Raw genomic sequence first — 16,746 nt, 5'->3', positions numbered from 1 at the left:
ATGACATTTAATTATAAGTAAGAAAAAACCTATAATTGTGATGTAAATACTTATTCCCAAAGTAAGTTTTTACATAAATAACACTAACCTACTTATGATAAACAATCTTCGATTGAGATCGAAGTACGAAATGCTCGTACTTCGTCTTACAGAACCTTATTTTGCCCTGCCCCAAGCTTTCCCAGCGGTTCGTGCCAAAGGATTCTTCTTGATAATATTGCTCCTCTGGTTGGGCTCTCAACGAGTATTATCTCAACAATTGCATACCCATAGCAATGCAGCTAGCTTAGACAACGAGGATGATACGACCTCGGGTTGGTGGACCGCAGGTTCTACCATAATTACTTCTGACTCGAATGATCCCCAACAGGGGAGTTATGCATTACGGATCGAGGCACCAAGTACCGCTGATAATGATAGGAATATCAGGTATACTTTCAACGCTATTGTGGATAAAGTTTATACAATCAGTATTTGGGTAAAGGCTGGGTCGCAAAGTGCTGATCCAGCGTTTGCTTCTTGGGAAGGGGTCACTGGTTTCTCGAATCCAACCCATATAACAACGGGGACTACCTGGACGGAATATAATTTTAATGTCACCGCAACGGATACAACGATTGTATTAAAGATTTACACAGGGTCCGGATCCAATGGAGCAGTGGGTGATGTACTATTTGTTGATAGTGTGAGCATAGTAGAGAGTGACACGGTACCACCGACCGCCCCGATCCTTTCGACTACTAACATTACAAATAGTTCAATTGGACTATCATGGACAGGTGCTACCGATGATGTGTGGGTCACTAATTATAAGGTTTATAAGAATGGTGTCCTTGAAAAGACTCTTGGTGATATCAATTCTTGTGAGGTGACCGACCTTGAATCAGGTACAACTTATAATATCTCGATTACAGCACTAGATCTGGCCGGGAATGAAAGTCCTACGAGCAATATACTTTCTATTACAACCAATTCAAATTCTGGTACTATTTGGACGCTAAACAATGGTGTGGCCAGCTTTATAGGGCCTATCGCCGTGGGAACCACCGAGGTTCCCTCTGGTTATGGCATGTCCGTTGCCGATAAATTAATTGCCGAAGAGGTAAGGGTCCAGCTTAGCGAAGCTTGGCCCGATTATGTTTTTAGAGCGGATTATGACCTCATGTCACTAAAGGCGGTCAAGAATCATATTCGGACGAAAGGACACCTGCACAATATGCCCTCGGCCGACCAAGTGGAGTTGTCAGGGTTTGAACTAGGTGAGATGAACCGATTGCTATTGGAAAAAATCGAGGAACTTTTTCTGCATGTCATCGAACTTAAGGAAGAAAACCTTTCGCAGTATAAAAAGTTAGAGGAGTTGGAACAACAACTTAAAAACGAAAAAAGATGAAAAGATTACCCATGTTCTCTATTTTGGCATTGTCCTTTATGGTCCATTTTGTACTGTTTGCTCATATGACTCCCAAAGATGATGGGGCGGAATATGAAATTCCAATGGGCTTTTCTGGTTGGGCTAGAAAGCAGCCCATTACCATTTCTGCCTCTCAAGTGGAAGGGTCTTCCGACCTTACTAATTTTCCAGTATTGATTACTCTTGATCAACTAAACACCGAAATCGTTGATGATGGCACTTATTCTGCGCTGAATGGCGGCGGGGATATCCGTTTTTCAAGTGATGCTTCAGGAAATGTACAGTTGCCCATTGATATTGTGGAATTTGTCACTAGTACTACTCCGTCCAATCGAAAATGTCAAATATGGGTCAAGCTACCTACCTTATCCAATACCTCGGACACAACCATTTACATTTGGTACAACAAGGCCGGAGAATCACAACCAGCTTCTGATTCCACTTATGGAAGTCAAGCGGTATGGTCGGACTATCGAGCCATATGGCACTTGGAGGACGACCCATCGGGCATTGCACCACAAATCATGGATAGTGCCCCCTATTCAAATCATGGTTCAACCTCGGTGCCCATGGCTTCCAATGACAGTCAACCGGCTCAAATTGGTCAGGGAATCATCCTAAATGGATCAAATGAACTGATTAATGCAGGGAACGATTCAAGCCTCAACCTTACTTCCAACCTGACCATTTCAGGGTGGTTTTACCCAGAAAGTTATCACGATTTTTATGTAATAGCCAAACGTAGTGAAACGGTTAATGTAGGGTATAACATGTTGTTGTGGGCAAGCAATGAGGTAGATTTTTATGATTCTGGCAATAATCCATTTGGAATGACCTATGTCGCCAATCAATGGAATTATATTGTAATGCGGCTCGATGCTACCGGGACCGGAGCGAAGGCCTTTATTAATGGTGATTTTTCTCAAGTGGTACAGATAGAACAATTGCCGGATGGACTGGCTCAGAATTTATATCTGGGCGGCCGGAGTAATGGACCTTTTTCTCTTGATGGGACCTTGGATGAATTGCGCGTAGCGAACAATTACCGCTCGGATGGATGGATTGCCACGGAATATAATAATCAATTGAGTCCATCTTCATTTGCCAGTGCAGGAACACCTGTGGATGTATCAGGGGAAACAGATACCCAAAGTCCCACTAGTCCGACACTTGCCATTGATTCAAATTCAGATACAACTGTTGACCTATCTTGGGATGGTGCTACCGATGATATCGGGGTAACTGGATACCGTGTTTTTAAGGACGGGGTCTTGGAGTCTACTGTAGGAAATGTGAATACCTATCAAGTGACCGGATTGACCCCCTCCGGTACCTATGCTTTTACGGTCACCGCCTTGGATGCAGCGGGCAATGAAAGCGCGGCGAGCAATTCAATTTCGGTGACCACGGATTCTGGGTCGGGAGGACCTTCCGGAGCTGTGTGGACCGAAACCGATAATGTTGCTTCCTATCTAGGGGCTGTCACGGTTGGTACCACTTCCGTTCCCAATGGATATAAAATGGCCATTGACGGAAAGTTGATAACAGAGGAGGTCCAAGTGCAATTGAGCGGGAACTGGCCCGATTATGTATTTAAAGGCGATTACCCCTTGCCGACCCTTGAGGCCCTAGAAATCTATATTGAAGAAAATGGTCATTTACCCAATCTACCTTCTGCCAAGGAAGTGGAGGGCAACGGGTTCGGATTGGCAGAAATGAACAAGCTGCTGTTGGAAAAGATTGAAGAAATGACCCTTTATCTGATTCAGCAAAACAAGAAAATCGATAAGCTAACAAAGGAAATACGTCAATCGAGAAATCAATAAACCAATCACGCGGAAGAAGTTATGAGAAATTTAGCAATGATGGTAGTACTGTTCCTTTTGGGAATGGTCTCCAATGCCCAAACCAATACGATCACAAAGCCTGATATTGGACAAACGGAATATATTGTCAACTCTGCATCGGGGGACGTCAATCTCCAAGCAAGCAATGCCATTATACTTCAACCCGGTACGCATATCCAATCAGGAAGTTTTTTTGTCGCACAGATTGTCAGTGTTGCCTCGGGAATCACTGTCAACACTCAAAATCTGCCCATAGCGGACTTTGAGATTGTATTTGATGGGTCAACCATAGATAATCTCACGAGTGGGTCCGAGCAGAGCGAGGTATTTGTCGACACCTCACCCGCAGGAGGTGGGGATGTTTCCCTACTGGTCAATGTTGTATCTACCAATGACAGATCGGCGTTGAACCTTCGAATCAATAAGATTCAGGGAGTCTATAGCGTAGAGGTGTTTCAAAACGGTCAATGGAGGGCATTAAGTACCGAGTTTTATAATGTCGAAGGGGATACCGTCACTTTTACCAATGGACGTGTACGGTATATGGTTCCTTTCACACTAAACCTTGTCAACGGAGTACAATATGACCGGTCGGTACCATTGGAATTTGATCTATCCGACCTATTGAGCGCACAAGGAGCCAGTTTACAGATTACTGGACCCAACGAGTTTCTTGCCAATATTCCGCCCGATGTGGAAAATAACAAATTTATATGGGACGGTACCCAAGCACAATCGGGCCTTTATAGGTTTCAACTCACACTTCAACAAAAAATATTCAATGGTCAATTTATAATACAATAAAGATGAACGGAAAAATAATTTATAGTGTTTTCGGGGCAATTGCCGTAGGGGCGTTTTGGTGGTTATCAACCTTTTTTACTCCGAAAACTACAGTGGCCGTCGTGGATTCCCAAAAGGTATTGGAAGGATACCAGGGTTTTAAGGAAGCCAGGGATGCCTACGAAATACGAATAGAGGAATTAACAAAGGGCTTCAATGATAGAAGAAAAATTTTTGAGACCAAGAAAAGGGAACATGAAGTATTGAAACCTGAACGCTCACCGGAACAACATGCCCAACAAGAAGAAAATCTCTCAAAAATGCAACAGGAATTGATTGTTTTGGGGACACAGCTAGAAGAACAATCGGCCAAGGAGGAGGAAAAACTTCTAAAGGGCGTGTACAACAAGATCAACGATTTTATGGAGCGATATGGCAAGGAAAAGGGATATGATGTCATCCTGGGGGCCAATGGACAAGGGAATGTAATGTATACGGACCATGGAACCGATGTGACCGATGAAGTCTTGAAGGCATTGAACAAAGAATATGTCAATGGGATTTAATAGTAAGATTTTTTATGTGGTAGTGGCATTGATGGTCTTGAGCGGATGTACCCGAACCATGGGCACGGAGACGGCCTTTCTCAAATGGTTGGACGACCCGGACAATGGTTGTGTCAAAGCAATCTCGGCCAACGGGTTTACGATGTCACTTAAGTACCTTCCACCGGAATACCTGGCCTACATGGAATCGATTAAAGGAGATGAAGATATCGACGCCTTACAGCATCAGTTCGACTCCTCTATGACCTTATTGTTTACTGTGGTACACAATAAGGAAGAGGTTAGCGTGTCCAATTATAACGTCCCTGATATGGTGGCTTACCGGGAACGCGCAAATGTCCTAAATTTTGAATTGCGGAACCACCTTTATATAAAAGGAGCGGGCGGGGAGAGGATACCCCCTGTTTTGGCCACTTATGAGAACACCTATGAGGTCGGGGGAAAAAAGAGCTTTTATGTGGTATTCCCAAGAACCCAGGTGGAAGGTTTAGGGGAAAATGTTGTCGATGTTGTTTTCGACGACCCTTTTATGGATACTGGCATCAGCCATTTTATGTTTAACAGGAAAGCCTTGGAACAGATACCAACGCTTCAATTTATAAACTAATAACGACATGATTTCAATCTGCAAAAAATATGTTCGAACAGTGGCCTATATCCTATTGCTGGATATGATATTGACCATTGTGTTGCCAAGCGTAAATTCCATTAATGCATTGACATCAGGACCCAATATGCCCGAGTTTTCAAGTTTTGAACCTGTGGCCACAACCAATTTAGTGGACCCCCTATCCGGGGGATTCACCTATAATTTGCCCGTCATTCAGATTCCCGGTCCGGATGGAGGTGGTTATGCCATGTCATTGTCCTATCACTCTGGGACCTCCCCAGAAGAGGAGGCATCCTGGGTAGGTCATGGATGGACCCTCAATCCTGGGGCCATTAACAAAAATGTCAGGGGATTGCCCGATGAATATGACAATACTCCCATTGACGTTTACAACAAGACCAGGCCAAATTGGACTTTGAGTGGGTCGGAGAAATTGAATTTGGAAGTGTTCAGTGCAAGTAAAAAGGAGCAGGCTAGGTCACAACAAATGGATTTGGCATCAGGTTCCGGTCTTGGCTCGCTGAGCTTGGGAAAATATGTAAGGTTCAATAATTATCAAGGTGTTGCAAAAACTTCTTCAATAGGACTATCCAAAGGTTTTGGAAGTCTTTCCATGAACCGTTCGGCCTCAGGTATCACTTTCAGCGCCGACATCAATCCAATGCGATTGTTCCAAAAAACCAACGGGGGAACATTGGTTCCGGTCCAGAGCACCAAGGACAAAGGTTTTGTTCGGTTTGATAAAAATGTGCTCCAAATCGACAAAAAGGAATTGGCAGCCTCGGCAACAGGTGCCGCAACAGGTACGCTTACGCCTTTTAGGACCTTTACCGATATGGGCATGCCCACGTCATTGTCCAAATTGAATGGATATAGTTTCAATGTGAGTTTTGGGGCACAAATCAACGCTGCAGTTGCACCTATAGGTATAGAGGGCGGTTTGTCTGGGACTTTTAGTTTGAGCAAGACAAAACCTCGGGACACTATAACGACTTTTGGTTATTTGAACACTCCTTCTGCGGTTGGGGATTATCGAACGGATTATATTACGGAAAAGGGTCAGGCTTTCGATAGGCGAGATTATTTTATTGGTATTCCATTTTCCACCCCGGACAATTATATGTTGACCGGAGAAGGACTCATGGGAGGATTCAGGCCCTACCGTAAAAGTGTGGGCCATTATTTTCCGGAAGAAATTGATGGAGATCAGAACAAGCGCCGAACCTACGGCATAGGGGTAGAAACCATGATCGGAACCAATGTGGGGGTAGGGGTCAACATGGCTTTTGGAAATACCAAATCCAAGATTGGCGATTGGTCAAAACAGGGAAACACGAACGAGGACAATTTCTTATTCAATGCGCCCGCTCAAGATCACATGTACCGATTTTATGGTGACATGGGTGGAAAAATGGAATATGGTAACAACGAATTGGCCAAAGCAAGTTTGACGGCTTCGCCTAATTTTCCAGGTATCACCAATGTGTTCCCCACCTTGTCTACAGAACAAGTGACCGATCTGGACGAATCCATGGCCAAACCGAGTTCGCATATTGAAAAGGAGACCAACGGGTTCAGTATATACAATGAGGCTGGATTGAAGTATACCTATGACGTGGATATGATGGTTCGAAATACAGCAACCTTGTCCATGGATGTAGAGAGTAATGATCGTGTGGAAGAGAATTATCTTGCCTTTAAACGGCTTTACCTTGACAGCAATTTCGATGTGGACCAATGTTTGCATAACGTGATGGTCGGTGATGTGAAGAAGGAAGCCTATCCGGTCACTTCCCTTTTGACCAGTATCACTACTTCGGATTATATCGATATGGGGACACCGGGGCCGGACGAAGGCGATTTTGGAGGGTGGACCAAGTTCGAATATCATAAAAAGTATGGAGAAAACAACGATGAAGGCAATTCCGACTGGTACCGTTGGCGTATTCCCTACAATGGGCTGTTGTATGCAAAAAATTCAATATCCGATACCAAGGACGACACGGGTTTTGTAACCACCGGGGAAAAGGAAATCCATTTCCTGAAAAAAGTGGAGACCAAAACACACATTGCCTATTTTGTGACCAATACATCCGACCCTGCCCGATTTGGAGTGGACCCGGGAAGTGATCAGGCGCAGTATCTTCAAGGAACCGGTATAGACCGCTTTGATGGATTGGGGGCCACAGAACTTACCACAGAGGACATCTCCTCCAATGACGAGGGAGCGAAGAACAGCTTGGATCAATTGGAATATTTGGAGAAGGTCGTGCTTTTTGCCAAGAGCAGACCAGAAGTGCCTTTGCAGACCACAAATTTTAAATATGATTATTCCTTGGTGGGAAATCTGCCCAATAACATCCATGGGAACTTTCCCAACAATACCATTGCCGAAAACAGCGGTAAACTTACCTTGCGAAAGGTCTGGTCGGAGTTTGAGGGGGTGGTGAGCGCCCGTATCAGTTCCTATAAATTCGATTATAGGTATAAGGACCGTGCGGATTATCCACAGTATTTAGTGGATGAGCACCCAAGCTTGGATGGTTTTTTCTCTTTAAGCGACAGATACTCTGTCAATGCCCAAAACCCGGACTATGCTCCGCATTTATTGGATGCTTGGGGAGGAAATCAGTATAACGGAAGGGAAAGGCACCTGAACTTGATCAAATGGCCCTATCAAGGCGATATCCCTGAGAATGTCTTTGACCCTGCCGCTTGGCAATTGAAGCAGGTGACCCTTCCTTCAGGGGGACAGATATTGGTGGAATACGAGAGCAAGGATTATTCCTATGTACAGGACCGGAATGTGATGGCCTTGGTCAAGCTTAGTGATGCGGATGACAGTTACGATGCTCCGACGTATACCCTGGATCTTTCCGACATAGGTTATGACCCATTGGAGGACGCAGCGGAAATAGAGGATCTCTACCAATACCTTAAGACCTATTTTCTTGAAGATTTTAATGAGACCATACCTCCGGTATCAGGGGGAGTGGCCAATGTCTTGGCAAATGACTTGGGCAATCTAAAGGTGGACAAGCGGATTTACTTTAAGTTATTGTATGCCCTTGAGGGTACTTTTGCGGATATCTCCAACTGCAAATCGGAATATATGACCGGGTATGCCAAAGTACTTGATGTTCTATATGAACCTGGTACCAATGAAATATCCATTCAGTTGGACGGATCCAGTGATGGAAAAAATTTAGTTGGAGTAGGGCTTTTCGACAGTCCCGTTGAGGACGAGGGATACCGATTGACCCCTAGACAAGCTTGTTATGATTTTTATACCACCCAACGCTGGGGCAAGTTCACGGCCGGTTGCGAATCACAGATGGAAGCAAAATATGAACGGAGAATTACCGAACTTGCGGGATGTGAAGGTCCATTGGTGGAAAACATCGGGGACGCGTTGGCCATAGCTGAATTTACCATAGCGGGGATGACCACAGTTTCCGGTTTGGCCCTGAACTCTTCCTATCCACAAAAAACAGAGGTCTGCAAGGCACTGAACCCGGAACTTTCCTACTTGAAAATACCCATAAATAAGGCGAAGCGAGGAGATGGCATCCGGGTCAAAAGGGTATTGATGTACGACAGGGGTATCGAGACCGGGGATGCCGCAATTTACGGACAGGAATACATATATGAACTCGAGGATGGCCGCAGTAGTGGTGTGGCTACCAACGAACCCAATGAAATGCGCGAAGAAAACCCCTTGGTAGGTTTCTTGCCCAAAAAGGACCAATCATGGCTCAATCGACTGATTGTCGGAAAGGACAAGGAACAATCGGAAGGCCCTATCGGTGAGTCCCTATTGCCCGCACCGTCGGTAAAACATGCCCGTGTCGTCGTAGAGAATATCCATAAGGGAAAAACAGGCTCAGGACATACGATATATGAGTACTATACCACCAAGGACTATCCCTTTGACAAGCTGTATGATTATACCCAAAGTGACCCGAATTCAGATACTCGATATGATATTGGCTTTGGGAACCCGGATAAAGGGGTAGAATATTCCGTACTACAGGACGATAGCTATGACGATAAACTCAGCATACCAACACCCAATTTCAGTTATAGCATTGATAAAGCCTGGGCATCCCAAGGTTTTAGGTTCATCTTGAACGCCATGGACGGAAAACCGAAATCGGTACGAACCTATGGAGGCGATTATAGCAAGGGCAATTCGAGCTATATTTCCTCCGGCCAGGATTTTCATTATTATGAACCTGGAGAAAAGGTGCCTATGATGCAAGGGGATGGCACCTATACTTGGGACACCCCAGGAAAGGAAATGGATATGACCATGGAACGGTTCAGATTACAGAACCAAAACTTGGATTTTAATTTTGAGATCGATGTCAGTGTAGGTCTAGTGTTTCCCCCGCCCATTTTTGTTTCTGGTTGGTTACAGTTTGCTTATAGTGAACAACAGTTGAGCAAATATGCTGTCACCAAGGTGATAAACTATCCCGCCATCCAAAAGAAAGTGGTATCCTATAGCGATAACATTGCTTCGACCACCGAGCATTTGGCCTTTGACGATGCGACGGGGCGACCAGTGCTGACCAAGACCTATGATGCTTACCATCGTATTCCGGTTACCGGCTCAGGGGAGCTGCACGACGGTTCCATATACAGCCTCAATATTCCCGCTCATTGGAACTACGCCCAAATGGGTAGGAAATCTGAAAATTTGGAGTATACGAACCAATTGCTGGCCAGTTCCGGACAGGTCATCACCTATGGTGCAGGAGCCAATCCATTGAACCCTACCGAAACGGAAGCCGGAACCTGGAACATCAAGGCAGACAGGGTAATTTCTTCCAGCTCCAATACCTTCAATACATTGGCAGGTGTGTCCTCTTGGATGGACAATACCATCCATTTCCTTTATGGTTCGGGCACAGCGATCCCCGAACTGGAAAAAATATGGAGGCTCCACCAGAGTTATGCCTATAAGGGGCAAACAAAGCCATCCTCCAATAGGGATACCCAATTGGGCAAGATATATGAAGGTGGAATCTTGGAGGATTTTGTTCCATTCGACTATTCGATGGGGGCCGGGCAAGATCAGCGGTGGGTTAAGTTGAGCGAGGTGACCAAATACTCCCCCAATGGCAATGCCCTTGAAGAGGAAGATGTTCTTGGTGTGCATAGTGCCTCATGGTTTGGCTATGATTTTACCCAGCCGATCATGATAGCCCAGAACGCCCAATACGATGAAATGATCTTTGAACATTTCGAGGATAAACAAGGCTTTGGCATTCCTGGTCTTGCGGTGGGTACCGCACATTCAGGAAATATTTCTTGGCAAGTGCCCTCTGGCATTCCTGTCTTTGATGCGGTTGTGGCCCAAGAGCAGTTGAGTACATCGGGTGGATGGCTTAAATTTTGGGCAAAGCCCGTTGGCGGGGAACTGGACAATATGATCATCGACGTGAATGGTACCGATTACTCGCCTGAATTTGTTGCCAAAACAGGGGAGTGGTCACTGTATCGGGCATTTATCGAACCTGCTTCCCTGCCATTGGGACAGCCTATCGGTGCAACCATTTCCTTTGATAACCCTGCAATCTATCTGGATGACATCAAATTTGCCCCTAAGGAGTCACAGACGACCTGCTTTGTGTATGATGCAAAGTCCCTACGATTGATAGCTCTTTTTGACGATCAACATTTTGGCCTGTTCTATCAATATAATAATGAGGGACAATTGGTCAGAAAACTCATTGAGACCGAAAAAGGATTGAAAACTATAACCGAAACACAATACAATACACCCCGTGAAAACCGTGATAACTTTTAGGAAATACATCTTGATTTTAACCTTTTTACCCCTTGTCCTATGGGGAAGGGAGTGCCCTTATGCCAACGGTGATTGCAGGAAATTGCTCTTGGATTATTTGGAACGTATGGAGGGTGTGGGAGGTCCGCTAGAGGGCAAGGTATACCATTTAAGGTATCGTATGGAAACGGAATTTACCCCCAATACAGGTATGGATGTGCAAATCAACAATACCGAAGTGTTGACCAGTAAAGAGCGGATAATGGTCCATGATCAGAAGATGAGCGTCTTTGGAGATCGGGAAAACATCTTTGTGGTACTTCCGCAACAGAAACGCATTTATTGGAACCGCTCAGACCCCAGGATATTCAAGGAAATGGATGCCCATGCACAACTTTTGGAGGTACAACGTTCCCTTTTGAACTCTGCAAAGGCCATGGAGTGTTCGTTAGCGGATGAAGATCAAATAATCATAACCGTAGAGCCGAATCTGGAATTTGCTAAAAGGGCCAACTTGGTACTTCAGAAAATCACTTATGATACCAAAGAACATCGTGTATTGAAAGTGGAGAACCTGTATGATGGAAAGAGTAAAATCAAGCGACAAGTCATTACCTATTACGTACTCGACTTCGATAGTGCCAAAAAGATCAATCCACCGATTGCGGAGCTGTTCAAAGGGAACAGCTTGAAACCCCTATATAGGGACTTTGAAATAATTGACAATAGAAAAAACTGATCAACATGAGGATACGAAATTTTATAACCAAACTTATGGCCTTGAGTTGCCTTTTTTGTATTACCCAACTCAGGGGGCAGGAATTGGGCGTCATCTCCGATCACGCTGCCATTGCCGTACCCTCTATGGGGAATAGTACAACGGGCAGTTTGACCTTTCCAACCCCCTGTTCGGACTTTCTTGTTAAACAGGGAAAAACTTGGGTCAAATTGGATTTGGGTGAGCAGTACGGTTATGGGGGAGGGACAGCAGGCATATTGTTTGATATTGAAGTCAACCTGGATTTGACCTTGCTTACCTCGGGAGGTGCCGACCCCACCATTAATTTTGATGTAGCGCTTAATAATCAGAACCCTGAGGGATTGGTTTATCTTGATCTGGAACAGTACATTGATGCTGCGGACACGGCCACAGGACTTTCGTATAATACCGAATCGATAACGGGTATTACCGCCACCATCAACTCGGCATCTGATACCATGGGCACAATCGATCTACCAACCAACTTGGGTATCGGTCTTTACTATGAGCTGACTCACGGTATCGAAGTCTCTGGACATTCAGTGAACCTGATTTCTGCAACACCATCCGTGGGAGGAAAGACAGTTACCTTTGATTGGGCGGATAGCTGTGCTGCTCCCAGTTATGAATTTCAATTATTGCGTCTGTTCAACATCGATGGGAACCTTGCATTGGATGAACGTCATATTGGTGCCAACGTTAATTGGGAGAAAGCCCTTAGTTTTCAAACTTATGGCTCGGACACGGAATTGACCATGACCATCGGAGAAGGGCAGGGATTCTACATTTGGCGTGTACGTCCCATTGGCACCTATTTTGACAATGGTATCGGAAACGATCAAAATTGGGGTCCATGGAATTCGTCTATCTATGGTACCGGGATCCATGAGTTCGAAGATCCCACAGGCAATGTGGAAGCCTTCTTTTTTGAGGATCCCGATGACGGTACCAATTATCAATACAGTCGGGTCTTTACCGAGGTAAGCAAGGTCAGTGAGCAGGCCACTTATGCCACTACCTTGAATCAGATAAAGCAGACACAACGATATTTTCCATCAAAGAATTATAAAATCATTTCCCAGACCATATTGGACAAATCGGGAAGACCTACATTGACCACCTTGCCCGTACCCGTACAGGGAGAGCGCATCACCAGTTACAAGAATAATTTTGTGACGACCAATGGGGAATTATATAAGGCGAAGCATTTTGATGAAGTTTCCAATTATTCACAGCCCTCCACCATTGACGCAACAGGAGCCTTTGGCTACTATTCAAGTATGAATGTGGATAAGCGTATCCCCAATGCAGAAGGATACCCCTATACACGTGTTATTTTCAGTAATGATGGCACGGATCGTGTCGTGGAGCAATCGGGAGTGGGCAAAACCCATATGCTGGGAGGTCAATCAACGGGTCAGGGCCGGACGGTAAGAACCTTGTACGGTACCCCTACAGAGGAAGAGCTTATTGCGCTTTTTGGGGATGAGGCCCCAGATTCAGAGCAGGTGGCAAAGGTCATTACCATAGATCCGAACAATACCAAATCGGTAGCCTATATCACAAAGGAAGGGAATACCATTGCCACGGGACTGACCTTTAGCGAGGATGATGCTGTTTTGGATAAAATCAATACAGGTCCTGCAGTAGAAGGTGTCACAGATAGGATTACCAATAATACAGTAACGGAAAGTGGTTTCAAAGCTTCCAAAAGGATTACTATTCTTGAGGATGGTACCGAACTCAACATCGGGTACACTATAGCCAAACCGGTTTTGGAGGGACTCTGTAACAATCTGGAGCTCGAGGTGGACTACAAGTTGCATATCCAGGTATTCAACGTGGAGAATGGAACCGTTGTTCATGAATTTCTGGAAGAGAGTATTGTAGACCTGTCCATAGCTCCCGAAGATAGCCAAATCGTAGTGGATTTTGGCCAAGTCAGTCTGAATGCGGGAACATACTATATCCAAAAGACCTTGAGTCCCGTGGATGACATTACCGCCAAATTGGTGGCCAATCAAGAAAATACCAGAAGACTTATCGAACCTTATTTTGAATGGCTGATCAATGCCTTGGATGAGGTGGACTGTGAAGAGGAAATGCAATACCTCTACAACGACCTTTTCTTTTATGGACAGCTACTTTATAATCAAAATCTGTTGGCAAGCCTGGATACAAATGATGTTTTGAATTTTGATTGTACGGATTGTTCCACTATTGGGTATCAATTCAAAAGAAAGGATGTCGGGGACCCTGAAGCTCCCGATGAGTTTCTGGATTTTTATGCCCAAAGCCCGGAACTGTACAGCGTCCAAATCATCTATTTTGATGGTAACGACCTGGTGCCCATTGACTATGGACAAATCACAGGTTTAGGGGATATTAAACCAGTGGAAGTCCGATTTACCACGCCCTGTTGTGAATTTAATGTCCCTATTGTATATACTCCTCCTTTCCAAAAGCCATCCCCCGAGGCATTGGAGGCCTACATTAGTGACAATACTACGGTGAGCCAATTGAACGGTTCGACCAATTATTATAATACCACAGCAAATGCGATTAACCCCAACAATGAATTTTTAACGGATACCGCATCAAACTTTACCTATCAAGATAACGGCAATGGCAATATTACCATAGTGAACAGTAATGCATACCCGTTGGATTTTGAAGGCTATGCCATATCCATGCTCTATGAGTGCAAGGCATCCACGGATACCAACTATACTAGGGAAATGGCAGCAGACGCTATATATGACGCCATGCGGGGATGGCATCGGCCGGGACTGTTGAACCAGATGGTCTATCATATGGCAACGGATGACTATGGTGCCAATGGATGTGCTAACCGGTTTGATGGGTCGGACCCCAATACGGTTCCCCCCTATACTGGGGGTACGCCCGATCCAAATATTGGAAAGTACAATACCTGTGATATTCCTGAGGCTCCTGTCCGAATCAATGGAGCACAATATTCCATCGATCAGTTGGCCAGATGTTGGGAACCTTTGGTCATTGAGTTGGTGAACAAGATATGTGTGAACCCCTACACCGCGGACATTGATCAGAGTAGCAATGTGGCCGATAATGTGGATATCCAAGATGATGGTGCCGTGGATGAAGCCGTTGACGGTATCAAAAGCTGGATCATACGGTGGATATCAAGAGGAAAGATTAAGCGAAAATTACGTAAAAAGAACGCCAGTACCACGGATGACATAGCAGATGAGGTGAACAAATTAAACGGCAACCTGGTCAAGACCTTTTTGGACTGCACGGGTTATGTATTTGCGGACATTCTGGACCCGGATGACCCTTCCAATAATTTTACTGAGTTTATTGCGGATTTTGACACATCGGAAGGTAATGGGGAATACCTGGAATCAAGATTGTTGAATGGTTCGGATGGCGGAAATTGGCAGTACTTCACCTTAGATCCCGCCACTCAAAGTACGGATTATGAAGACCCCACGACCGATCCCAACAATGAAATAACCGGGATACTCAGGGATATTTTTCCCAATATCCAAGATCCTGTGTATGCCTTTAAATATTATACCTACGTGGATGGGACCTTTCCAAGCCTGGAAGTGCAAACCTGCTATCGAGACCCGAACATCTGTTTTGACCAAAACGGAAACGAAGTACCCTGCTGTGGGGGGACCTTGCAAGATCCGGTACCCTGTAATTTTTGTGGTATTGGTTATATCACTTGTCCCTATGACCGCAACAGTTGGAGCTGTGACCAACGCTTCAGTTTTTATGAAATGATCAAAAACTATGAAGAGACCATTGAACCTGATGGGGTGGTCATCAACTGTGAGAATTACTATGAGGCCACGGAATATGTCATCAATCCCGATTTCGGTATTTTATTAGAAGAGGATGAGAGTAATTCAGGTGATTTTGAACTACAATATCTGGACCCCGATATTCCTTTGGATGCATTCGTGGATTTGCCTTATTTGTCGAGAAGCTTGATAGATACCTATGTTTCGAATAGGACTTTTGAACAGTTACAGTCCTTGGGAACTGTTGAATTAAATGATATCAATGGCAATACCCAGTCCACTGGAGTGAGTATCATAGAGAATGATGCCTATGCCATGATGGAGGAATGCAGTTCCAATTGCGACCAGCGCAGGGATGAGTTTCGCGAAGAGTTGATAAAGTCTTTTACCGATCGATGCTATGAAATCGGGGAATGTAAGATCGAACCCAATGACAATATTATTCCCTACGAGGATATTGAACTTATGGTGGACCAGATTGTGGCCCAATGTAAATCACAGTGTTCGATCAGTTCCTATGCTTGTTCGGACGAGCCTTGCCGTATGCCCACCAAATCACCTCTGGAATATGGAGGGAGCCCTGAGGCCAGTAATGACTTTAATACGACCTACATCGATTTTGGGGTCAGTGGCCCCATTGTGACAGGGTTTTCGAATAGGGAAAACCAAACCTTGAGGATAATCGATACAAATAATGCTGATGTCGTGGATACTGGCGAAGCTGTCCTTGTCCAGAATATATCGGCTACGGGCTCCTTGGAGAAATACGATTATGGTTCGGATCCTTCGATATGGGACGTACGCCGCTCTTTGACCTATGCGGAATACTCGAGGTGGATACAGGCCATGGAATGGGACATCGTTTTGGATGTGCCCAGTAAATGTGACTCCAATGGAATCTATAATGAAAACTTGACCTATGATTCCAATGGACTGCCCAATGAACCGGTCTATGTGCTTGACGATGATGGAATCTGGGTGGTGCAAAATTTTGCAGTTGCGCCAAGCCCTTATGTGTCGAATGGCAATCCGGCCGGTCCAGGGGACACCTTTGTAGAACGAGACCAATATATAAAAACAAATACAACACCGGCCTCTCCTAACGACCCCGCTCTGAACGACCCGGTCAATTCACCGGAAGTGGGGGTAAATGTAGAGGTGAATAATAATTAAACGAT

General features: G+C 44.9%; 8 protein-coding genes. All 8 read left to right on the top strand.

Annotated features, from left to right (window positions below; translation table 11 throughout):
• Window positions 1–112 precede the first annotated feature (112 nt).
• The 8 genes from J0656_RS17385 to J0656_RS17350 are packed head-to-tail and all read left to right on the top strand — an operon-like array spanning window position 113 to window position 16,741.
• Window positions 113–1,393 (top strand): fibronectin type III domain-containing protein, encoded by a 1,281-nt coding sequence (locus tag J0656_RS17385; protein WP_207036229.1) that lies wholly within the window; start codon window positions 113–115, stop codon window positions 1,391–1,393.
• On the top strand, window positions 1,390–3,240 hold the full coding sequence (locus J0656_RS17380) for a DUF2341 domain-containing protein (RefSeq protein ID WP_207036227.1): 1,851 nt from the start codon (window positions 1,390–1,392) through the stop codon (window positions 3,238–3,240). Before J0656_RS17385 ends, J0656_RS17380 begins: the two co-directional genes overlap by 4 nt.
• A gap of 21 nt (window positions 3,241–3,261) precedes the next feature.
• A complete protein-coding gene (locus J0656_RS17375; RefSeq protein WP_207036225.1) occupies window positions 3,262–4,065 on the top strand; it encodes a hypothetical protein in 804 nt (267 codons plus the stop codon).
• Window positions 4,066–4,067: 2 nt separating this feature from the next.
• Window positions 4,068–4,610 (top strand): OmpH/Skp family outer membrane protein, encoded by a 543-nt coding sequence (locus tag J0656_RS17370; RefSeq protein WP_207036223.1) that lies wholly within the window; start codon window positions 4,068–4,070, stop codon window positions 4,608–4,610.
• Window positions 4,600–5,217 carry a hypothetical protein gene (locus tag J0656_RS17365; RefSeq protein WP_207036221.1) on the top strand — a complete coding sequence of 206 codons (618 nt, stop codon included), beginning with the start codon at window positions 4,600–4,602 and terminating at the stop codon, window positions 5,215–5,217. Before J0656_RS17370 ends, J0656_RS17365 begins: the two co-directional genes overlap by 11 nt.
• Window positions 5,218–5,224: 7 nt before the next feature.
• On the top strand, window positions 5,225–11,035 hold the full coding sequence (locus tag J0656_RS17360) for a hypothetical protein (RefSeq protein ID WP_207036220.1): 5,811 nt from the start codon (window positions 5,225–5,227) through the stop codon (window positions 11,033–11,035).
• Window positions 11,013–11,753 carry a hypothetical protein gene (locus tag J0656_RS17355; RefSeq protein ID WP_207036218.1) on the top strand — a complete coding sequence of 247 codons (741 nt, stop codon included), beginning with the start codon at window positions 11,013–11,015 and terminating at the stop codon, window positions 11,751–11,753. Before J0656_RS17360 ends, J0656_RS17355 begins: the two co-directional genes overlap by 23 nt.
• A 5-nt stretch (window positions 11,754–11,758) precedes the next feature.
• Window positions 11,759–16,741, top strand: coding sequence for a hypothetical protein (locus J0656_RS17350; RefSeq protein WP_207036216.1), 4,983 nt, complete (start codon window positions 11,759–11,761; stop codon window positions 16,739–16,741).
• Window positions 16,742–16,746 lie beyond the last annotated feature (5 nt).

The sequence above is a fragment of the Flagellimonas aurea genome, assembly GCF_017313785.1.
Lineage (GTDB): Bacteria > Bacteroidota > Bacteroidia > Flavobacteriales > Flavobacteriaceae > Flagellimonas > Flagellimonas aurea.
This window is presented reverse-complemented; position numbering and strand designations above follow the sequence as displayed.